Source organism: Desulfogranum marinum, assembly GCF_963675105.2.
GTDB classification, from domain to species: Bacteria; Desulfobacterota; Desulfobulbia; order Desulfobulbales; family Desulfobulbaceae; genus Desulfogranum; species Desulfogranum marinum.
The window spans coordinates 1-21835 of sequence record NZ_CAXXRO010000001.1; the positions used below are offsets into that span (position 1 = coordinate 1).

Sequence of the window (21835 nt, forward strand, 5' to 3'; positions counted from 1 at the left end):
CCTGTTGAAATATCTGCAAAGCCTCTTTACTTACCGTGCTGGAAACAACCTCATAACCAAGATGTTCGAGGACTTGAGACTGAAGGCTTACAATTTGAGGTTCATCGTCCACTATGAGGATTCTACCGCCTTTAAAGACTGATAATTTACCATCCACTTTCCAGTCATCTTCTTCTGGATCAGCAGCTGGAATGTACAAAGAAAATTTAGTCCCCTTCCCTACTGTTGACTCAACTTTTACGGCACCTCGGTGATCATTTACTATTCCATGCACAACCGATAATCCCAGCCCGGTCCCTTCATTTTGGGGCTTAGTCGTAAAATATGGCTCAAATATACGAGATATATACTCCTTTGGAATTCCCTTGCCATTATCTTCCACAGTTATACATACGTATGCCCCGGGACTGAGATTGCCTATCTCCAACCCTTGTCGTGGGGTCAACACAACTTCTTCTAATCCGACCTTTATCTCGCCACCTGTTTCTTCCAGTACCTGAAAAGCATTTGTACACAGATTCAAAACAACTTGGTGCATTTGGGTCGGGTCCGCCTTAACCATTGCGCCCTTCGCTAAGTTTGCAATTATTTCAATATTGGCCGGAAGACTGGCGCGTAAAAAGTTTTAATACTTCGTTTACGATTAAATCTATCTGCAATGTAGAAACACTTTTTTCACTCTGGCGACTAAACTGCAGGATCTGATTAATGAGTTTCCCTGCCCTTTCAGCTCCACGTATGACCTCCCCTAAATTATCATGCAGCACCGTGTTTTCTTGACTGAGGGCCTGGCTCAATTCCGCATAGCCCAAAATAGCAGTGAGGATATTATTAAAATCATGGGCTACCCCACCGGCAAGGGTGCCGATCGCCTGCATCTTTTGCGACTGGCGCACTTGGTTTTCCAGCGTTAGTTGCCGAGTAATATCTCTTTTTACTGCTACATAATGCCTGATCGCTCCCTGCCCATCCTTCACAGGTGTAATCGTCGCCTCTTCTTTATACAGACTGCCGTCTTTCCTTCTATTGGTAAAAGTTCCCCTCCAAACCTGCCCCTTCGAAATCTCCTGCCACATCAAATTTGTCTCCATCCGCGAGGTCTCACTGCTACGCAACATTTTCGGAGACCGCCCAACTACCTCTGTAATATCATATCCACTGACCTCTTCAAAAGCTGGATTCACATATTCGATTGTACCTGACAAATCAGTAATCATAATAGATTCTGCCGCCTGTTCCACGGCTGTTGCCAATAAACGTCTACGTTCCTCCAGCTTCAATCTATTTCGCAAATCATGGAAGGTAACCAATGCCACCCTTCTCTCTCCAATTTCTGCACTGGCAAGATGAATTTGCACTGGTACCAATTCACCATCTCCCCCTGAAATAGCAGTATCAAGACTTGCAGCATTATCTTCGCTCTGTAATTGCTGTTGATAGTACCGCCTATAGGTCGCTCTTTCCTCCTTCGGATACAGCAATGCATGGTCACTGCCAACCATAGACTCCGGTTGTCGACTAAAAAGTATTACTGCTTGCGGGTTGACCTCAAGGATCTTGTTCATGGCACAATCTATCAGGATAATCGCATCATTTGCAGCAGTGATAAGCATCCGATACTTTTCCATCGACTCCTGCAACTGGGAAATAAGATACCTCTCTTCTGTGATATCTACAAAACTTAACATGGCTACATGTTTCCCCTCCTCAGGGAGAACATCCATATACACAGTAAAATACAGACGACCTTTATCTTGTTGGGAAAGTTGAGCCTCAAAACAGGCATTTTTTTTCTCATGCAGCAAAAGAGAGGTTACTTTGCGAAGAATATCTGTTTTGTCGGTAGAAAAGAGTGATGGCATTCTCAATTTGAAATCTGTTTCACTTTTCACTGCAAAAAGAGCAAGCATACTGGTATTCACGGCAAGACTCTGTAACAGGGCAACACCTTTTTCCTGGAGCTGCCGTTCCGCTGAAAGATAAGCATCAAGATCTGAGAGTTCCAAACGGCGTAGGTTTTCACACTCTAAATGCAAGGCTTCAAAATCTATCAACCACCTCGCAATCTGTCCGCTTTGAAAAAATATTTGGAAATAATTGTTCGCCATGCCGCCTCTGTGGCAATATTTCTACAGCAGTTAACTCAACATTTTGCTATTTTAACCAGATACTTTCAGGATACCTTTTTTCCTTATCAGCTACATCCTTTTTATTTACAGATCCAGAGTCTATCTTTTCAGCTATCTTCCCCATAATTCACAAAAAAAAACCTATCCGCCATGAAACAGGCCCAGCATCTTCCCACAAACAAGGCACCCTCCGGACAACTTTATGTTGTTGCCACCCCTATCGGCAATCTCGGCGAGATGAGTAAACGGGCTTGTGAAATTCTCCACTCTGTGGATGTTATTGCCTGTGAAGACACGAGACATACGAAAAAGCTCTGTTCAGCTTTTGGGATAGCGACCCCCCTAACAAGTTATTACCGTGAAAAGGAGCAACAAAAATCCGACCAGCTTGTCAATCAACTGCTTAATGGTAAAAACATTGCACTTGTTTCAGATGCCGGAACCCCAGGTCTTTCAGACCCCGGGGCAATACTTGTTAAGAAGGCAAGGAATGCCGGAATTCCTGTATCTGCTGTAGCCGGCCCTTCGGCCCTTGCAGCAGCCTTATCCATATCCGGAATCACCGAAACCGGTTTTTTCTTTGCTGGTTTTCTGCCCGCCAAAAGCAGTGAACGAAGACAAATTCTCAAAAGCCTCCGTCCCCTTCCCTATCCATTGGTCTTTTATGCATCACCACACAAGATCCAGACAATCCTGAGGGACCTCCTCACGGTTCTCGGCAATCGGGATGCCCAGCTAATAAGGGAGCTCACAAAGATTCATGAAGAATGTCGCGAAGGGACCTTAAATCAACTCGTTGAATCTGTAGCAAAAGGCGTCAAAGGCGAGTTGGTACTTATAGTTCAAGGGGCTGCTGCGCCACATCAAGAAAAACCTGATAATTTGCATGAGCTCGTAACGTGGTACAGGGACGAACAAAACGCAACCCTCAAAGACACTGTTCGCCATATATCAGGTGATCTTGACCTTCCCCGTTCAGCTGTTTACAAAGAGGTTTTAGCTCTCTGGAACGACTCCTCCGACAGCTGACAAGCCGTCCGTAGATTCTTTCCCTACCAAATCTATGCATGTTCATCATGATCTTGAGGGATTTTGTGCATAAACAACGTCTACTCTTGCCCGTCTACATTTTCCTTTAACCTGTGATTACATTATCATTACTCAATGAATAGAATAACAACTGCTGCCGCTGACTGCAGAGATTCGCGACAGGGCCCCCTTGTTACCGTCGCATGCAAAGCCGCCTTGGCAGGCGGAGCTTTACTTACTTCGCTATATAAACAACCGCACACTATTACAATGAAGGGGAAAACAGATCTTGTTACCGAGGCAGATCTTGCCGCTCAAGATACCATTACCACTGTACTGGCAAAAGACACCCCTGGTATTGCTCTGCTCGCTGAAGAATCTGCAAAGGGGCATACTGACAACATGGACGGACAATTATGGATTGTAGACCCTCTTGATGGAACTACCAATTTCGCCCATGGCTTTCCCTATTTTTGTGTTTCCATAGCCTTACTTGCTCAAGGCAAGCCTCAGGTGTGCGCCATATATTCGCCCTGTATGGATGAATTATTTTATGCCTGCGCAGGGAAAGGAGCATGGCTTAACGGAGATCCCATAAAAGTTACGACAACAGATCATCTTATTGAGGCACTCATTGGCACAGGTTTTCCCTATGATGTCCCCCAACATTTGCAGGAACTCATTGCGCAACTGAAAACTGTTCTGCCCCAGGTAAGAGATATCCGGCGTGCAGGCGCAGCGGCACTGGACTTAGCTTATGTTGCCTGTGGTCGCCTGGACGGCTTTTATGAACGAGCACTTCAGCCATGGGACACGGCTGCAGGCTGGTTGCTCGTAGAAGAAGCCGGCGGTAAAGTCAGCAATTATGGAAACAAGCCGTACTCTGTTTTGTCCAAGGAAATAGTAGCCACCAACGGTAGCTTACATCTCAAGCTGCTGCCCCTGCTTAGATGATGAAAAAGTTACAACAAAACACAGGAGCCATCCCTGCACTCTGGCTGGTACACGGGTGCATTCTCTTCAGTACTACTCTGGTCGCCACCTCATTTACCGTGGGTAAAGCAATTGCCCCTGCACTTGACCCAGGCATCATCATTCTGCTCAGGTTTATATGCGCTGCCTGCTTTTTCATACCTTATATCCACTGGCAATATAAGCTGACATCTCCCTCTGCAGCAGCTCTCTTTCGGTACAGTCTTATCAGCGGGGTTCTGGTCGGCTTTTTTTTGGTCAATGTTCCTTGCATTACGATTTACCACGGCACTCAACACAGGCGTTATCTTCACCCTGGTTCCGGGAATATCAAGTGTTTATAGCGCAGTGCTGATCAAAGAAAAACTGGGGATGTATCGGTTGGCATCACTCCTGCCGGCCACTTTAGGAGCGCTTTGGGTTATTTTTGAGGGCAACCTGCAAAGGATGCTCTCCCTTGAGCTTAATCAGGGGGATTTGATCTTTTTCTTCGGCTGCCTGCTCATGGCACTGTATACCCCGTTGGTCAAACGCCTCCATCGTGGCGAGCCGATGGCAATAATGACCTTTTGGATACTGGTGACAGGATGTGGCTGGCTACTGGTGCTCAGTGGGTACAAGCTCCCGACAGTAGCCTGGATGGATATTCAGCCAAAAATTTGGGTGGGCATTATCTACTTGGCAATTTTCACCACAATCATTACCTTTTTCGTTTCCCAATGGGCTACACTGTATCTTGGGCCTACCAGAGTCATAGCCTATTCTTTTCTCTATCCGCCACTCATAGTCCTTATCGAATGGCTCTTGGGAAAAGGTATTCCTCCGCTTTCCACCCTTTTGGGCGTGCTGCTGATTCTACCGGCAATGTTTATTATTCAAAGAGGGGTAAAACGGCAGTCGACCAGCAGGAAACAATGAAATAACTCCCCCTTTTCCCTACCGAATAAAATTAGTCCAATCTGTTCAAGAGCGATTCTATGGTATCAAGTCCGCCCTCCCAGAAGGATGCCGCATTCAAATCAATTTCAAATGGCTCCAGCAATTCGTAAGGCGATTTACTGCCACCTGCTTTCAGCAGTGTTTGATATTTGTCGACAAATGCACTTCCTTCCTGCTGGTAGAGAGAATAAAGCGCCAACACAAGCAGCTCACCAAATGCATAGGAATACACGTATCCCGGCGTACTTAAAAAATGAGGTATATAAGACCACCAGGAGGCATAATTTGTAGTCAGGGTAACGGAGTCGCCGAACATAGCCTGCTGCGTATCTAACCAGATACTATTAAATTCTTCTTCTGCCAGCTCCCCTTTTTCTCTCCGTTTAATATGCATGTGATGTTCGAACCTATTCATCGCCACCTGCCTAAAGACAGTGGCAAATATAGATTCTATTTTCTGGCAGAGAAAGCCTCGCCGCTGATTTTTATCCTTGAGTAAATTCAGCTGAGCGTTAAAAACGATAAATTCGGCAAAAACAGAAGCTGTTTCAGCAAGAACTAACGGGGTATCACTATTATAGAATCCTTTTTCTGCAGCTAAGAACTGGTGCACCCCATGGCCGAGTTCATGGGCTACCGTTGACACATCACGCATGGTCCCTGCGTAATTAACCATCACATAGGGATGGACTTCAGGCACACACGGATGGGCATAAGCACCGCCTCTTTTGCCCTCTATGATCGGCGCATGAATCCACTGATTGGTAAAAAAACGATCGGCAATGTCGCCCATCCGTGGCGAAAAACCACTAAAAGCATCGACCACAATCTGCCGGCAATGCTCCCATGGAATTGGATCTTCAGTGTCGCTGAGCACCGGAGCATATCGATCATAATCAAACAACTCGTCATACCCAAGCAATTCTTTTTTGTACTGATAATAGCGGTGCACCAAGTCGTAACGCCCTGTTACTGCATTGATTAAGGTATCGACAGTCTGTGCTTCCAATTCGTTGCTGAGATTGATAGCGCTGCTCCACGAATCATAGCGACGCACCCTGTCGGAAATCATCTTTTCCGATGCCAAGGTATTGAAGATATGGGAGAGCAAATGCATATTGCTCCCCAGTGCATCTGTCATTTCCTGTGCGGCTTGCTTTCGCACCTGTCGCTCACTGTGGTACAGGTCACTGAGCACTTCCTCTTCTGTCCGACCGGATTCTCCAAACCGTAGCTGGCCCATAAGTTTATCAAAAAGCACATTCCATGCATTGCGACCAACCGGAGCAAAATCCTGCAACAACTCTTCTTCCTTGCCGGAAAGTTGATGTGGAGCAAAACGTCGCAGTGATTGAAGATAATGCTTATACGGTGTTAGTGCTGGAGCAGCAAGTAACCGATTTGCTTCCCCCTCTGTAAGATCATTAATTTCCAGACGGAAAAAAACAGTTAACCGCCCTACTTCAGCAGCCAGTTCTTCGACTCGTTGCAGGAATGCAGAAGCCTCGCCGCTCCCGGTTTGGGTAGAAAAATACAAATAGGCAAATGTGGCAAGTTTAGCAACCAAGGTGTCAACCGCTTCCAATTGAGTAACCAATAGCAACATCTGGTCGTCATTAAGCTCTGCCACTTTTTGCGAGTATTGTTGGGAGAGACCTTCAGCTTTTTCCCTACACTGTTCTATATCTATGGCTGCAGCAGGATCATCGGTGCCTGAATAGAGATCACCAAGTTTCCAAACAATATCTTTCGTTCCAAGTGTTTCAGCGTTAACCTGTCCCATCGTCAGTATATCTCCTTCCCCAGTTCTCTTGCCTCTAGGATCATTGCCGTTCATAGCAACGCTTGGTACCCCCAGCTCAGGCGGCTCCGGCCAGTTCAGCAATAAAAGGCCCCACCGCTGCTGCACCCTGTTCATCTACAAGCCTGATAGTGGCCGTGCCGATAACCGCCATGTCGGCATTCCCGGTCAACATCGCAATATCATCCCTGTTGCTGATACCAAAACCGACTGCCAAAGGCAGCCCCGTGGCTTGACGACATTGCTCAAGATACGAATCTAGAGATTCGTCAATCGCTGTCTGCTTGCCGGTTACGCCTCTCCTGGCCACGCAGTAAACAAACCCTTCTCCATGCTGTGCGACCTCTGTCATTCTTTCCGCAGTTGAGGTCGGGGTAAAAAAGGTGATCGGGGCCAGCTCTAATTCTTTACTCAAAGCAAAATACTGCTCCCCTTCTTCGGGAGGCAGATCAGGTATAATCGTACCAACCAATCCGACATCTCTGGTTCGGCGAAGAAACGCTGCCTCGCCATACTTGAAGACTATATTGTAATAGGTCATAAACAAAAAACAGACATCCGGATATTTGGCAGCCATTTCTGCTGCAAAGGCAAAACATTGTTCAACCGTAATCCCGGCCTCCAGGCTCTGTTGATTGGCTTTTAAAATAACAGGGCCATCTGCGATAGGTTCGGAAAATGGAATCTGTAATTCTATACAGTCAACCCCATTGAGGGCCATCTGTTCTATCACCTCTTTATTGGTATCCAAAGATGGATAGCCTAATACCAGGTGGGTCATCAGCAATATATTCTTCTTTTTCAGCCGCTGTTGTAACTCTGTTTGCAATTCCATGCTTTTTCTTACCATGTACTGTGTTCATTGATTGTTGCTCTACACTCAAGGATCGTACTTACTTACTGTATTCATTCCCCCTATCAACAATAAACTTCTTCCAGGACGGGTCATCAAAGGCATGAGCAACGGTAAAGATGTCTTTATCTCCACGACCTGACATATTGATAATGATTGCCTCATCGCCGGCCATGATAGGTGCTTCTTTAAACGCCTGGACAAAACCATGCGATGATTCAAGGGCCGGGATGAGTCCTTCCTTGCGCATGGACAGTGCAAGTGCATCGACTACTTCTTTGTCAGTTGCCGCCTCAAACCGAACTCGGCCTTGCTCACCAAGATCAGCCAGGATGGGCGACACTCCGACATAGTCCAAACCCGCTGCAATAGAATGCGTATCAAGCATCTGCCCCTCTGGGTTTTGGAGAAACATGGTCTTATACCCCTGTGCAACGCCGGCACTTGCACGGTCGCCCGTCATACGGGATGCATGCCTATCGGTATCAATCCCTTCTCCGCCCGCTTCAACACCTACTAACTCAACTTCAGGTGTATCCAGAAAACCTTGAAAAATACCCATGGCATTTGACCCGCCACCTACACAGGCATACACACGGCTAGGCAAACGACCGAATTGCTGCAGGATCTGCTTGTGTGCCTCAATCCCTATGATGGATTGAAACCAAGCCACCATCTCGGGAAAAGGATGTGGACCACACACTGTTCCGATCACATAATGGGTATCATCCATGGAACTTACCCAATCACGAAAGGCTTCATTCATCGCATCCTTCAACGTCCGTGATCCTGAAGTAACCGGTACGACAGTTGCCCCGAGTTTTTCCATCCAGAAGACATTGGGGCGCTGACGGGCAACGTCCTCCTCTCCCATATAAACAGTGCAATCAAAACCAAAACGAGCAGCCATAGTTGCGGTCGCAACCCCGTGTTGGCCGGCTCCGGTTTCAGCAATAACCCGTTTTTTCCCCATACGTTTGACCAGCAACCCTTGTCCCATAACATTATTTGCCTTATGGGCGCCGGTGTGATTAAGATCTTCTCTTTTAATGTAGATCCTTGCGCCACCAAAATGATTACTCAGGTTTTCTGCGTAGGTTAATGGCGTTGGGCGGCAGGAATAATTGCCCATCAACTCAACATATTCTTGCCAGAATGCAGCATCTGCACGCGCTTTTTCATATTCGGTATTGAGTTGTGCAAAAGTTGCGTAGAGTACCTCGGGGATAAACGCCCCACCCCATTGCCCAAAATATCCTTTTTTCATTACAATAGATTCCATTTATTTTTTTTTACAACTTCCTGGAAAAATCAACAAAGGCCATACGACAGGCACTGGCAAAATCTTCAGGATAATGACCACAGATATATCTCGACTGCGCTTCGCTAAAAGCCCCCATTGACCACGGTAGCTTAGGAAGCAACGAATAGAGTAAACGCTGTCCGTTTCTTTCACCAAGTCGCTTGGAAAATTCAATAGTGGTGACAAGTTCCGCCCCCAGCGCGGCTAATGTCTGCTGGGCAATGAGCAAACCTTTATCAAGTGAAGCCCGGACGGCATTCCCAGCCTCAATAATATTGCCGATTGGCTCCTGGTTGCCATTTGCAGTAACCATCAATTGCAATTCCCATTGCGATACTTGCGCTTTAGGGACAAAGAGTAACACATTCTCATCCTCCCAAACAACCAGTGAGCGTTCACCAACGCCCTGATCTACCCTGGAATTAGTGCGTATAGCTGTAAGATAATCTTCAAAAAAGTCTGTGCCATAAGCGTCATGGTATTGTTCAACTGTATCTGCCACCATGTCACCACAGGAAAAGGCTGTATACTCTTCCCCATTGACTGTTTGAACAGATTCGGGAACCATGGCATACTGCTGATGGATCATTTGATGGGAAGCATGCAGGCGATACCCGGAACCGGAAAAATCATACCCAAAATTCCATCCCCACAGCGTTGCAATTTTTTCAGGAACTGTTTTCGCGACTGCCGCAACGATTGCTAAACGGAGATCTTCCAACTCAGTGACAGAATACTGCCTCCCTTTTACAGGGCTCGCTAATCCTAATTTTCCAGCCAAGACGACAAAAGTTCTCTGATAGTACAGATGTCGCACCCCCCTCATATCTTGCAAAGATAAATCATGAATACGATATCGGATTGAATTATGGGCAAAGTTAGCGGCAAAATGCCCCCAAGGAATATATGAATTCCCGCGTAGATACTCAAAAATCTCTCCATCTTCACAGACATAGTCGCCGACGATTTCACTCTTTCCTTGCACTCCTGGACGCAGCACCATCACTTCTTTGTATGCATCAGGTAAATAGGGGTTATTGGCAACTGTCTCAAATAATTCAAAATCACCAATACTGGCAACTGGTTTGTTAACATTAGTCGTATATTCGAGGCCTTGAGGTTGACCATTTACATCGAAAACGATTTTGCAGCACATTTTGGCAAGTAAAATCAATTCTTCCGGGTCATCAGAAGTCTGCGCGACACTCAGCTGGAGTGATCGAGGTAAGTCTTGAAAAATACTGTCGATTGTTTCCCCTGACAAATGCTTACCCAGTGTTTTTACAAACGATCCACGAGGAGACGGGGAAAGCCTAATGGATTGTAAATTCTTCGAGCGGTTAGCAGCCCAACTGGAATCGATATAGGTACAGCCACGAAACGGGAATGGATTTCTAATTTCATAAATAGTTTTCGTGCTCTTAACCTGCACATCACCTGTTACAAAATTAGCCTCATTAACAAGCACAGTACCATCTTTGAACTTTCCTAAGTTCAAAATATGATCATTTTGTCGAAGATTAACCACTTCGTATTCAGGCTGGTATACGCCGACACGGAATGACCCACCGGGGACGACTGAGGTACGTATCATGATATTTCGATTATCTGTTGATAAAATGAGGAGACTAATGAAGGAGTAGTTGATTAAATTACAGCGCACAAAATGACAACAACAATGATTCTACATGAAAGAACAGGGTATGGCCATCATATATCTATCCACACAATAAACAAGAGCAAAACAAATCTTTTTGTACCCATTCAGCGAATATCAAAAAACAGTCAATCTACAGCGAAGTATAACGGTTCAGCAGTGCTCTAAATGTTGACACGCTGACCGAATAGCAGATAAGCCTCGACTTCGATGCATCGGTATGTTGAGCGGGAAGATCGTCGAGAGTTGGGTGCTGCTGAAGTTACATCTTTTTAACAAAGAGACAGACAGAATAACGAAACAGCATAAACCATCATCTTGTTCTAAACAGCATGCCCAAAAGATAAACACAGTTTCAAAAAGATCGAGGACATTAATCCCGAAAATTCATCAGGCAAAAATCAATGTGTGCTAATTGTGCAATCATTACAACGTAATCGTTCACGACAAAAGATTTTTCGATCCATACTACATGAATTAAATCAAGTCGATTTGGAGCGCAACCCCCAAATAACCCGTCTTCACAATTGGCACAATTGGCACACAAAAAAACGCACTCTCAATACTCTGAATAATGAATAAATCCTGCAGATTATTAGCAACTTTTTTTTACTTGACAGGGAATCTACCCCCTGTTAATGAATGATCGTTCAGTCAATAAATCTTGTTTGTTACTGAATATGGTCACGTTGCCAAAACCGGTTGAAACGCAGTACGTTTTTGTTTTTCGTTAACCAAAACTCAAGGTCAACAATTATGTCGTGGTTCATTCAAACTTGTCGGTCATCTTTAGGCAAAAAGTACATCATGGCCCTAACAGGTTTTCTGTTAGGAGGTTTCTTGCTTGTACATACCATTGGTAACAGCACTATCTTCTGGGGAAGAGAAGCTTTCAATGCGTATGCACATCATCTGCATTCGTTAGGGATTTTTGTTCCAATTTTTGAAATCGGACTCTACTCGATTTTCTTTATCCATGTTATCACAGGTGTACTTCTCTGGCTCCAAAACCGTAAGGCAAGGGGTCCGCAGAAGTATGAAGTACAGACCAATCCAGGTGGTAGGACTTGGGGATCCCAGACCATGATCTACACCGGCGCGACCATTTTTGTTTTCATCCTGATTCACCTGGCAAATTTTCACTTTGTTGAAAAGACGGAAGTGTTAACTATTTCAGACATTGTAACCAAGGTCCTTAACAATCCTGGTTTCACCCTTATCTATATCATAGGCATGTCCGTTTTGGCACTGCACATCAGCCACGGATTCTGGTCACTCTTGCAAACATTCGGCATCAATGATCCCCAGTACAACGCTCCCATTCGTGTTGTTACCTGGGCAGTTGCAGCTATTATGATCACCGTCTTTGTTTTGATCACTTTGCTGCTCGTTGTTTCTCAAAACCAACTGCTCGGCTAGAGCATTAGACGGCGCAACGTAACTGAAAACAAATTGCAGCAGAGAGTAAGGTACGGATCTACTGCCGCGATTAATGAATAGAGAGTCGACCTTTAAAAAGTCGCTACTTCACTTTCCACCCATAGCCAGAAGAAAATATTATGCAGCTTGATTCGAAAATACCTGAAGGACCGTTGGCAGAAAAATGGGATAAAGCCCGTTTTTCCAATAAACTCGTCAATCCGGCTAACAAAAGGAAATACGAAGTCATTGTTGTGGGAACAGGACTTGCCGGAGGAGCAGCAGCAGCGACCCTAGGAGAACTAGGGTATAACGTTAAATCATTTTGTATCCAAGACAGCGCCAGGAGAGCCCACTCCATCGCTGCCCAGGGTGGCATTAATGCTGCCAAGAATTATCAGGGTGATGGTGACTCCATCTTCCGTCTCTTCTATGACACCATCAAAGGTGGTGACTTCCGTGCTCGTGAGGCAAATGTTTACCGCCTGGCACAGGTATCCAACAACATCATAGACCAGGGCGTTGCCCAGGGAATCCCTTTTGCTCGTGAATACGGCGGAACGCTGGCCAACCGCTCATTTGGTGGTGCTCAGGTTTCTCGTACTTTTTATGCACGCGGCCAGACGGGGCAGCAACTTCTTATCGGCGCGTATTCTGCAATGATGCGTCAGGTAGCAGCAGGTAAAGTTACCCTCTATACCCGCCAAGAGATGGTTGATTTGGTAGTCGTTGATGGCGAAGCCAAGGGTATCATCACCCGTAACCTGATTACCGGTGAAATTGAACGTCATTCAGCACATGCGGTTGTACTGGCAACTGGTGGTTACGGAAACGTATACTTCCTCTCTACAAATGCCATGGCATCTAACGTGACTGCAGCTTGGCGCGCTCATAAAAGAGGCGCTGGATTTGCCAACCCATGTATGGTGCAGATCCATCCCACATGTATCCCTGTTCATGGAGACTTCCAGTCTAAACTGACGTTGATGAGTGAGAGTCTGCGAAACGACGGTCGCGTTTGGGTACCAAAAAATCCAAATGAAACCAGAAAGGCCGCTGACATTCCTGAGTCGGAACGTGACTACTACCTTGAGCGTAAATACCCAAGTTTCGGTAACCTCGTTCCTCGTGACGTTGCATCCCGTAATGCGAAGCAGGCTTGCGATGACGGTCTTGGTGTCGGCGAGACAAAACTTGGTGTGTACCTTGATTTTGCTGAAGCTATCGAACGGGATGGTTTAGATGTCATTTTGAGAAAATATGGAAACCTTTTCCATATGTACGAAAAAATTACTGCTTCCAACCCAACCAAAGAACCAATGATGATTTACCCTGCGGTTCACTACACCATGGGTGGCCTCTGGGTTGATTATGAGTTGATGACCACTGTTCCCGGTCTGTACGCCGCTGGTGAAGCGAACTTCTCTGATCACGGTGCGAACCGGCTTGGAGCTTCTGCTCTCATGCAGGGCCTTGCTGACGGTTACTTTGTATTGCCTTACACCATTGGTAATTACCTGGCAAACGTTGCTCCTGAACCAACCACCACGAACCACGAAGCGTTTGACGAAGCAGAAACTAATGCTAGGGAGTTTACAAACAAACTTCTCAAGAACACAGGTTCCGGCAAAAGCGGTCTGCAGACTGTTGACTATTACCACAAAAAGCTTGGTCAGATTATGTGGGATGATTGCGGTATGGGTAGAAACAAGGAAGGCCTTGAACACGCCCTGAAAGTTATTCCTGAAATTCGCGAAGAATTTTGGGAAAACGTTACCGTACCAGGCAACCGCAATGAGTTGAATCAATCACTTGAAAGAGCTGGTCGCGTTGCTGACTTCCTCGAATTTGGTGAATTGATGGTACGTGACGCCCTTGAGCGCGAAGAATCATGTGGTGGTCACTTCCGAGAAGAAAGCCAGACAGAAGAAAATGAGGCCAAGCGTGATGACGAGAACTTCTCTCATGTTTCCGTATGGGAACATAAGGGCGAAGGCAACAAACCCGTCATGCATAAGGAACCACTCACATTTGAAAACGTTACGCCTTCACAACGAAGCTATAAGTAACGAAGATCATATACAATCGTATTGGAATTGTGGGTGTACCACTGAAGCATAAATCAAAACGCAGAAGATATCTCATGTCATCGAAAACGATTAATATCATAGTAAAAATATGGCGACAGAATGGACCCCATGCAAAAGGGTCCTTCGAAGATCACGCTCTCAAGGATATCAGCACTGGCAGTTCGTTTCTTGAGATGCTCGACGTAATGAACGAAGCTCTGGCTAACAAAGGAATCGAGCCAATAGCTTTCGACCATGACTGCCGCGAAGGTATTTGCGGTATGTGCGGTGCTGTGGTCAACGGAACAGCGCATGGACCTGAAAAAGAAACCACTTTATGTCAGTTGCACATGCGAAGCTTTAAAGACGGTGATACCATTATCATCGAACCTTTCAGAGCTACTGGTTTTCCGGTTGTCAAAGACCTTATTGTTGACCGGTCAGCACTTGACCGCATTATCCAGGCTGGTGGATTTGTTTCCGTTAATTCCGGCTCTCCTCAGGATGCCAACAGTATCCTTATTCCTCAGCACATTGCTGAACAAGCCATGGATGCCGCTGCCTGTATCGGTTGCGGTGCCTGTGCAGCCGCTTGTCCGAATGCTGCACCGATGCTGTTTATTGGTGCAAAAATTTCCCAGTTAGCGCTGTTGCCTCAAGGACAACATGAAGCCAAGACAAGAGCCGTTAATATGGTTAGCTGCATGGACGAAAATGGATTTGGTAACTGTGGTAACGAACGTGTCTGTGAAAACGTATGCCCTAAAGGTATATCTATCAGACATATCGCACGCATGAACAGAGAATACCTGAAGGGTTCCTTTTTTCGTGACGAATAACAGCTATTAATTATTTCATACAGCTGCCTAAAAGGCCTGCTTGCCCTAGTGGCTAGCAGGCCTTTTTTAGTTGCCGCCCTTCCCTTTATCAACCTTGTCATTCGGTTGTCCCCTTGTTATGGTATTTAATAATACATATTATTATGGTTCTTTTCTCCCTTAGGCCAAACGTTTGCGAATGCAATTACTAGCTACATTGAAAAAATCACTTGAAGTCACCTCCGGGTGTACTGAACCTGCGGCTATTGCTTATTGCGCAAGTTTTGCCGGCAAACATCTCGAAGAACAGCCAACCCGATTTGTGTTCAAAATCGACCAAAGAACCTATAAAAATGCGTTTGCAGCAGGAATCCCTCACGCTGGATCCCGTAAAGGATCCGAATGGGCTCTGCTCCTCGGTTTTGTGACAGCAGCGCCCGAACAAAGGTTATCGCTCTTCACACTTCTCAATCCTCAATTATTGAACCAGGCAGACCAACTTTACGCCCAAGACTTGATAGAGGTAGAGCTGATTGATACAGAGGGGCTACTGATTGACCTTGTTGTGCACAGCAGTAACAACAAGGTGCATACTATCCTCCAAGGAGGGCATACCCGTATCAGTCATCTCAGTAGAAATGGTGTTGAGCTTGCAGCAGAAAGTCATCTATCACAAAGCAGTTCGCCCTTACCTATTACTTTTGATAAATCGTTCTACAACCCAGAAAGATGGCCCGAATTAGTTGACACAGCCTATGGGGATGCCGAACTACGACAGACTGTTCGCCAAGGAATTGCCTACAATATGGCTGCCGCCCTACATGGTCAGCAATATATCCCCTCTCAAGGAAATGACGGGGAACACCTTGTGATGGGGGCTATATTTGCCCGCATGAATGGTGACCCTATTCCGGTTATGAGCTGTGCAGGTTCCGGCAACAAAGGACTTACATCCTTTATTCCCGTAGTGACTTACTCCAGACAACATAATCGAGGAGAAGAAACTGAAATAAAGGCGGTCCTTGTATCGATATTGTTAACCACCTTGATTACTTCACGCTTTGGTGAGGTTTCTTCTGTCTGTGGAGCTCAATATGCTGCAGGAGCTGGGATAATAGGCGGCATTCTTTATCTGCGCGATGAACTACAGCTTTTTGAAGGGGCATATAATAATTTTGTGTCTTCCATAAGCGGCGGTTTCTGCGACGGCGCCAAAGGAAGTTGCTCCATGCGCGGCAGCACTGCAGTATCAGTAGCGCTCGCCTCTATAAAGCATGCCGAAGCAGGATTTATAGTATCTTCAAGGGACGGGTTTTTAGGCCAGTCTTTTTTGGAAACGCTCGATAATCTGCAAAAATACAATCCACTTATTGCCAAATTTGAGCTAGAGACCATACGAATATTAAAAGAAAAATAACTTTATTCCTCTATCACTTTTCTTTATCTTTTTTATCTGTGAAATCTTGTAATTTTTTTTCCAAAATGATACCGGGCCGTGTTCTTGTTCTTGTCTGTTTTCTTTGTTTTTCCGCCCCGACTGCTTTTGCCGGAACGTCTCAGGCAATAGACCAGGATATCTCTCCAACTGAATTGAAAGGGTACTTTCCGGCAAACACGCCGGCCAATCCATCCCTCGATGACATTGTTCACCAACTCTACCAGGAAAATAATTTTTTACCTCTCTGGATTCAGAGAAACGGCCAAAGAAATAAAGCAGCTACCATTATAAAAATCCTTGCTGACAGCTGGACTGAAGGACTTCACCCGGAAGACTATTTGCTGCCCTCCATCCATTCACTGTGGTACAGGACCAGTCCGCAGGCATTAGCACAGCTAGACATCTTGCTCACCAAGGGCCTTGCCAGGTATACCTCTGATATTCAAGGGGGAAGAATCAACCCCTGTATGCTTAATCCACAACTTTTTGCTGCGGCCCTCGGTAAAAAGGTGAATATTCACCAACTTCTCCAACAGGCTGTAGCAGCATCTGATCTTGCAGGATTCATGAAAAACCTGCTTCCAGCCCACAACGAATACAGACTTTTAAAAGAAGCCCTCTCGCGTTACCGAAACATAGCCAGTGCCTCTACCTGGTCACCCATTGCGTATGGTCCAGTTCTTAGACCTGGGATGAAAGACTCCAGGGTACCCAGCATTATTAAACGACTGCAGGCCGGCGGTGACTTACCTGACACTATCATTCCCACAATGCAATATACTGAGGAAACGGCCGCAGGTATTGTCTCCTTCCAAAAACGTTTCAACCTGGCCGCAGATGGGGTGGTAGGCGATAAAACGCTGGCAGCATTAAACATCTCTCCAAATTCCCTCATCAAACGTATACTCATCAACCTTGAACGGTGGCGTTGGTTGCCCCATAAGTTGCAGGGCATGCATATTTTTGTCAACATTGCCAGTTTCCAGCTTACTGCCTTTAACGACAATAACCCTCCTCTGCATATGCCGGTTATTGTTGGCAAGGTGTACAACAAAACGCCTGTATTCAGTGACTTGATGCGCTATATTGTTTTTAATCCCTACTGGAATATTCCTTTAAGCATAGCTGCCGAAGAAATGGTTCCCAGTCAAATCGAAAATCCCGACTACCTTACTGAACATAATATAAAAATATTTAAGGGATGGGATGCCTCCAGCCCTGCCATTGATCCTGATACACTTGATTGGGTAAACCTCGGCAACAAAATTCGAAACTATAGACTGCGCCAAGAACCTGGTCCAGGTAATGCGTTGGGCAGGCTCAAGTTTATTTTCCCCAATAAATATAATATTTATTTGCACGATACCCCTACTCAAAATCTCTTTAACCGCCATCAAAGAGCATTCAGTCATGGATGCATACGTGTTAGTGATCCGGAAAAGCTAGCACTTTACCTACTCCAAGGAAATCGACAACAATGGAACGTTGAAAATATCCAGCAACAGCTAGGAACAGGCAAAAGAAAGGTTGTCGTCCTCGATAACCCGGTGCCGGTGCACATTCTTTACCGAACCGTTTATGTTGATCCACAAACACACGCTGTTCATTTTTACCCAGATATTTATGGTAGAGACAGCGAACTGCTGAGTAGTTTTTTCACCGAAGCTAATGAGCGAATTTGCCTTTATCCTCCTTATTGAGTCTGATTATCCACAGTGTTTGTGCTGACCTCAAAGAACTTCACATAAAAAAGGAAAGGAACCCATTGCCAAGATATTGGCGTAGCTTTGAAATGGCGGCAACACAGAAAGATTGGCCAGCGATCAGGATTGGCCACAGAAGAGACCTGTATACGCCCCTGTGGCCGGCCAACAAGAGATGTTCCTCCCAACGGTTGGGGTAGAACGGAGGAAGGAACTGGTATAACCAGCGGGTTCGCTGTTTTTTGAGCAAAAAAAGTCAGTATACAGAAAACCCTGTCGTAGCTGAACGTTCTTTGATAGCTAACAAAAGAGGAAACAACATTCTGCACAGAATCGAGATGGCTTAACGCTCCTCTTGGATGCTATTGAACCACCAAGAAGGGCCTTGAAACAGTAAGTACGCTTAATATATATCCAGCCTCTATTTATCCCATAATTCGTTTTTTTGATATCTCCCCTCTCCCCTTTTTTCATCTCCGACCGGAGACAAAAACATCATCAACCGCAGGAATCTGCATCATTAGGGTCATAGGTCCATGCGCCGTTACGATAGAGATAATCGTTAACCAGTAACAATTCCTCTTGAGTGAGAACGTCCCACGAGCCATCACGAGCACATTTTTTGCGTCGTTTAAAAAATATCCTGTTCCAGGCTGCAGAAGTGTATGATTCTGCATGGAGAAATGGTGCCCCGCTATCACTCTCTCTTGAATGACAGCTTTTACATACTTCTCTGAATTTTTTACCGCCTGTTCCCCAAGGTTCGCTTTCCCAGTCGAGTGGAGGTTTAGCTATCAATCTACACATCTGCGTACGCTGATCGAACCGTTCAGTTGGATGCGCCTGTGCTTCGTTTAAGCAGAAGGCAAAAAAAACAATTGCCATTATTGAGGCTACCATCGAGCTTTGCATATCACCCTCTTCAATACATTATGAGCAAAATTAACCGAACAGCAAATTAAATGCTTAACGTAAAACACGGTTATCGTGTTCCTGTCATGGTTGTTTCAGAGATGAGATCTTAAAAGTCGTTAAGAGTAATACGTGAGAAAAGGGAAATTTTCCTGCTTGGGTAAAATCCCAAGCAGGAAAAAATCAATCGTTATTAGGGACCAGAAAAACCGGAATATTGCTATACCGGGTGACGCGCCGCGCACACGTTCCCATCATGGTATTACCGAAAAAGGAATGTGCACTTTTCCCGATCACGATCACATCCACATCGTTCTCTTCTGCAATTCTCAACAGTTCACGACTTGGGGTACCCAGAGTAACATGGACCTCTGTGTCAGGGATCCTTTCCGCACTCTCAGCCGCCAGTTCTTCTTCGGCAAAAAGTTGTACCCGTTTCTTCATTTTCTCCAAGACATCATGCATTCCCCCGTTTTTGAGAACTTTATCTGCTGTTTCAGCAGGAAGGTACGTCTCAACAATGGCACTCCCTGCGGTGCCGAGGGGCTCCACGACGTGAACCATCAGTAAAAGTGCATTATACCGACGGGCAAGACTAACTGCACGACGAAATACAGGTCTGGTATGCTCACCAAGGTCAGTAGCATAAAGAACTTTATTAATTGGTGGAATCATGTTGGTCTCCGTAATTTTTCATTTGCCCTTAGTCTCAAACAAAAACACCTCTGAGAAACTCAGAGGTGTTTTCAACAACGGTCACTTATTGATACCCGTGCAACTTATCCAAAAACTCTGGAAGGAAAAGTGATACCTGTGGGATATAGGTAATAATCACGAGGAACAAGAGTAACAACATCAACCATGGAAGACAGGCGCGGATAACCCAGCCAATACTATTGCCGGTTATGCCTGCAGTAACAAAAAGATTAAGCCCAACCGGCGGCGTCAGCATCCCAATTTCCATGTTGACCACCATGATGATTCCAAGGTGAATAGGATCAATACCAAGCTTAACAGCGATGGGAAAAAGAATAGGAGCCATAATAAGCAAAATGGCTGATGGCTCCATAAAATTTCCAGCCATAAGCAACAGAATATTGACTACGATAAGAAACATCCAGGGAGAGAGTCCCCAGCCGATAATCAGCTCAGCAAGGTGATGTGGAATACGTTCAGTTGTCAATACATGCGCAAATAACATGGCGTTGGCAATGATAAACAACAGCATGATGCTGACTTTTGATGCATCAAGTATGATCTTTCGCACATCCTTGTCGTTGAGACATTTGGGTACAGCTATTATGCATTTTCCAATATTTCTGCCAACTGCACTTCCAAAACCTTCCCCCTTGTTACGCCATGCAACTTCTTTTAAGGGACCGACATCTCGGTAGCCGAAGATGGAGACTAAAAAGGCATAAATTGCTGAAACCGCCGCAGCTTCGGTGGGACTGGCAATGCCACCGTAAATGGAGCCAAGGACAATAATAATCAGCATCAGACCGCCAAAAGCTGATGACCCGGCAGAAAAGACTTCACCAAAACCTTTCCATGGCATGGCCGGCAACTTTTTAATCCTGGCAGCAATGTAGATAGCAAGCATTAAAATACCGCCCATCATCAAGCCGGGGAGAAAGCCGGCCATAAACATTCTGGCGGCAGAGACCTCGGTAGCGGCAGCATAAACAAGCATAACAATAGAAGGTGGAATCAAAATCCCCAATGTGCCGGCATTGGTAATAACCCCAGCTGCAAAACTCTCGGGATAACCTGCCCGTACCATACCAACAATAACAATAGAGCCAATGGCCGCAACCGTTGCCGGTGATGATCCTGAAACAGCAGCAAATATCATACACGCCATGACTGATGCCATTGCCAAACCACCGCGAATGTGGCCGACCAGACTAAGTGCAAAGCGGATAATTCGCTTGGCAACACCGCCAGTAGAGAGAAACGCTGATGACAGGATAAAAAACGGGATAGCCAGTAAGGTATAATGCTCGGACAGTGCTTCGAATAATTTCAATGCGATAGAAGCAAGCGAGTCACTGGAGAAAAAGAGAATGGTTGTAATACTGGATAGCCCTAATGCAAGGGCAATGGGCATGCCAAGCAGCATACAGCCAAAGAGCAATATAAAGAGTGCTGCTGTTGTCATGACATGACCTCCTCTTCTTTTAATTCTTCAACAATCTCCATACTCTCTTTAGCCTCATCCACGTGACGAAACCCATCAGCATCGCCAACAATAACCTGATACAAGAGTATCAATATACGGATGGAAATAAAGGAAAACCCTACAAGCAACATTCCATGAGCAAGCCAAGTAGGTATTGGGAGATCTTCAAGTTCAATCCCTATTTTTTTCATCTTACTCAGATAAATCCAACTACCGTAAAGGATGAGTCCGCAGTAACAAAGAGAGAGAGTGCAGGCCACAATGGTTATTAATCTTCTCATTCCTCGAGGAAAGAGCTTTACAAAAGCATCCACGCCTATATGTGAACCGACCTTAATTCCATACGATGTACCAAACAGTACAAACCAGGCAGACATATGCAGCGTTAATTCCTGGGTCCACATAAAACCGGTATTAAAACCGAAACGCATAACCACATCCAGGAAGACTAAAAGCGTGGTTGCTATCAAAAGAAGACTGATTATCGCCTCTTCGACTTGATTTAAAACACGCAAAAACATAGAGCGAATCCTCATTAAAAAGAGAGGATAGGGACCAATCTGAAGAATTGCCCCTATCCTTGAATTTATTGCATCACAACGCCTATAGGA

General features: G+C 45.5%; 18 protein-coding genes. 8 read left to right on the top strand and 10 right to left on the bottom strand.

Annotated elements, in window-relative coordinates:
* Both ACHZCY_RS00005 and ACHZCY_RS00010 read right to left on the bottom strand, forming a co-directional pair.
* The coding region (locus ACHZCY_RS00005; RefSeq protein ID WP_319547399.1) for an ATP-binding protein at positions 1 to 562 on the bottom strand (562 nt) is incomplete at its 3' end.
* Positions 563 to 590: 28 nt separating this feature from the next.
* The gene (locus ACHZCY_RS00010) at positions 591 to 2108 is read right to left on the bottom strand and encodes a PAS domain-containing protein (RefSeq protein ID WP_319547400.1); all 1518 of its coding nucleotides are present in this window, start codon (positions 2106 to 2108) and stop codon (positions 591 to 593) included.
* Between the two features lie 171 nt (positions 2109 to 2279).
* Here ACHZCY_RS00010 and rsmI point away from each other — a divergent pair, with 171 nt between their 5' ends.
* From rsmI to ACHZCY_RS00025, 3 genes are all read left to right on the top strand, one after another.
* A complete protein-coding gene (gene rsmI / locus ACHZCY_RS00015; protein WP_205220498.1) occupies positions 2280 to 3158 on the top strand; it encodes a 16S rRNA (cytidine(1402)-2'-O)-methyltransferase in 879 nt (292 codons plus the stop codon).
* Between the two features lie 135 nt (positions 3159 to 3293).
* Positions 3294 to 4112 (top strand): inositol monophosphatase family protein, encoded by an 819-nt coding sequence (locus ACHZCY_RS00020; RefSeq protein ID WP_205220499.1) that lies wholly within the window; start codon positions 3294 to 3296, stop codon positions 4110 to 4112.
* A 279-nt stretch (positions 4113 to 4391) separates the two neighbouring features.
* Positions 4392 to 5048 carry a DMT family transporter gene (locus ACHZCY_RS00025; RefSeq protein WP_319547401.1) on the top strand — a complete coding sequence of 219 codons (657 nt, stop codon included), beginning with the start codon at positions 4392 to 4394 and terminating at the stop codon, positions 5046 to 5048.
* 31 nt (positions 5049 to 5079) lie between these two features.
* On the opposite strand, the gene ACHZCY_RS00030 is transcribed toward ACHZCY_RS00025, so the two are convergent.
* Genes ACHZCY_RS00030 through ACHZCY_RS00045 form a run of 4 tightly spaced genes read right to left on the bottom strand, consistent with a single transcriptional unit; the run spans position 5080 to position 10620 of the window.
* A complete protein-coding gene (locus ACHZCY_RS00030) occupies positions 5080 to 6987 on the bottom strand; it encodes a M3 family oligoendopeptidase (RefSeq protein WP_319547402.1) in 1908 nt (635 codons plus the stop codon).
* Positions 6929 to 7705, bottom strand: coding sequence for a tryptophan synthase subunit alpha (trpA, locus tag ACHZCY_RS00035; RefSeq protein WP_319547403.1), 777 nt, complete (start codon positions 7703 to 7705; stop codon positions 6929 to 6931). The genes ACHZCY_RS00030 and trpA overlap by 59 nt, the downstream gene beginning before the upstream one ends.
* Before the next feature lie 58 nt (positions 7706 to 7763).
* Complete coding sequence (gene trpB, locus ACHZCY_RS00040; RefSeq protein WP_319547404.1) at positions 7764 to 8990, bottom strand: tryptophan synthase subunit beta; 1227 nt, start codon at positions 8988 to 8990, stop codon at positions 7764 to 7766.
* A 25-nt stretch (positions 8991 to 9015) separates the two neighbouring features.
* On the bottom strand, positions 9016 to 10620 hold the full coding sequence (locus ACHZCY_RS00045; protein ID WP_319547405.1) for a hypothetical protein: 1605 nt from the start codon (positions 10618 to 10620) through the stop codon (positions 9016 to 9018).
* 819 nt (positions 10621 to 11439) lie between these two features.
* Between ACHZCY_RS00045 and ACHZCY_RS00050 the strand changes: the two genes are divergently transcribed.
* From ACHZCY_RS00050 to ACHZCY_RS00070, 5 genes are all read left to right on the top strand, one after another.
* Positions 11440 to 12102, top strand: coding sequence for a succinate dehydrogenase cytochrome b subunit (locus ACHZCY_RS00050; RefSeq protein ID WP_205220505.1), 663 nt, complete (start codon positions 11440 to 11442; stop codon positions 12100 to 12102).
* Between the two features lie 140 nt (positions 12103 to 12242).
* Entirely contained in the window at positions 12243 to 14171 is a 1929-nt protein-coding gene (locus ACHZCY_RS00055) for a fumarate reductase/succinate dehydrogenase flavoprotein subunit (RefSeq protein ID WP_319547406.1), read from the top strand.
* Between the two features lie 74 nt (positions 14172 to 14245).
* Positions 14246 to 15010, top strand: coding sequence for a succinate dehydrogenase/fumarate reductase iron-sulfur subunit (locus tag ACHZCY_RS00060; protein ID WP_205220507.1), 765 nt, complete (start codon positions 14246 to 14248; stop codon positions 15008 to 15010).
* Positions 15011 to 15188: 178 nt separating this feature from the next.
* Entirely contained in the window at positions 15189 to 16406 is a 1218-nt protein-coding gene (locus ACHZCY_RS00065; RefSeq protein WP_319547407.1) for an L-serine ammonia-lyase, iron-sulfur-dependent, subunit alpha, read from the top strand.
* A 65-nt stretch (positions 16407 to 16471) separates the two neighbouring features.
* Complete coding sequence (locus ACHZCY_RS00070; protein WP_319547408.1) at positions 16472 to 18127, top strand: L,D-transpeptidase family protein; 1656 nt, start codon at positions 16472 to 16474, stop codon at positions 18125 to 18127.
* Between the two features lie 501 nt (positions 18128 to 18628).
* Here the strand turns inward: ACHZCY_RS00070 and ACHZCY_RS00075 are convergent.
* From ACHZCY_RS00075 to ACHZCY_RS00090, 4 genes are all read right to left on the bottom strand, one after another.
* Positions 18629 to 19042: a hypothetical protein gene (locus tag ACHZCY_RS00075; RefSeq protein WP_319547409.1), complete on the bottom strand. Its 414-nt coding sequence runs from the start codon at positions 19040 to 19042 to the stop codon at positions 18629 to 18631.
* A 183-nt stretch (positions 19043 to 19225) separates the two neighbouring features.
* The gene (locus tag ACHZCY_RS00080; protein ID WP_205220511.1) at positions 19226 to 19717 is read right to left on the bottom strand and encodes a universal stress protein; all 492 of its coding nucleotides are present in this window, start codon (positions 19715 to 19717) and stop codon (positions 19226 to 19228) included.
* Positions 19718 to 19802: 85 nt separating this feature from the next.
* Positions 19803 to 21203: a TRAP transporter large permease gene (locus tag ACHZCY_RS00085; protein WP_205220512.1), complete on the bottom strand. Its 1401-nt coding sequence runs from the start codon at positions 21201 to 21203 to the stop codon at positions 19803 to 19805.
* Positions 21200 to 21745: a TRAP transporter small permease gene (locus tag ACHZCY_RS00090; protein WP_319547410.1), complete on the bottom strand. Its 546-nt coding sequence runs from the start codon at positions 21743 to 21745 to the stop codon at positions 21200 to 21202. Before ACHZCY_RS00090 ends, ACHZCY_RS00085 begins: the two co-directional genes overlap by 4 nt.
* Positions 21746 to 21835 lie beyond the last annotated feature (90 nt).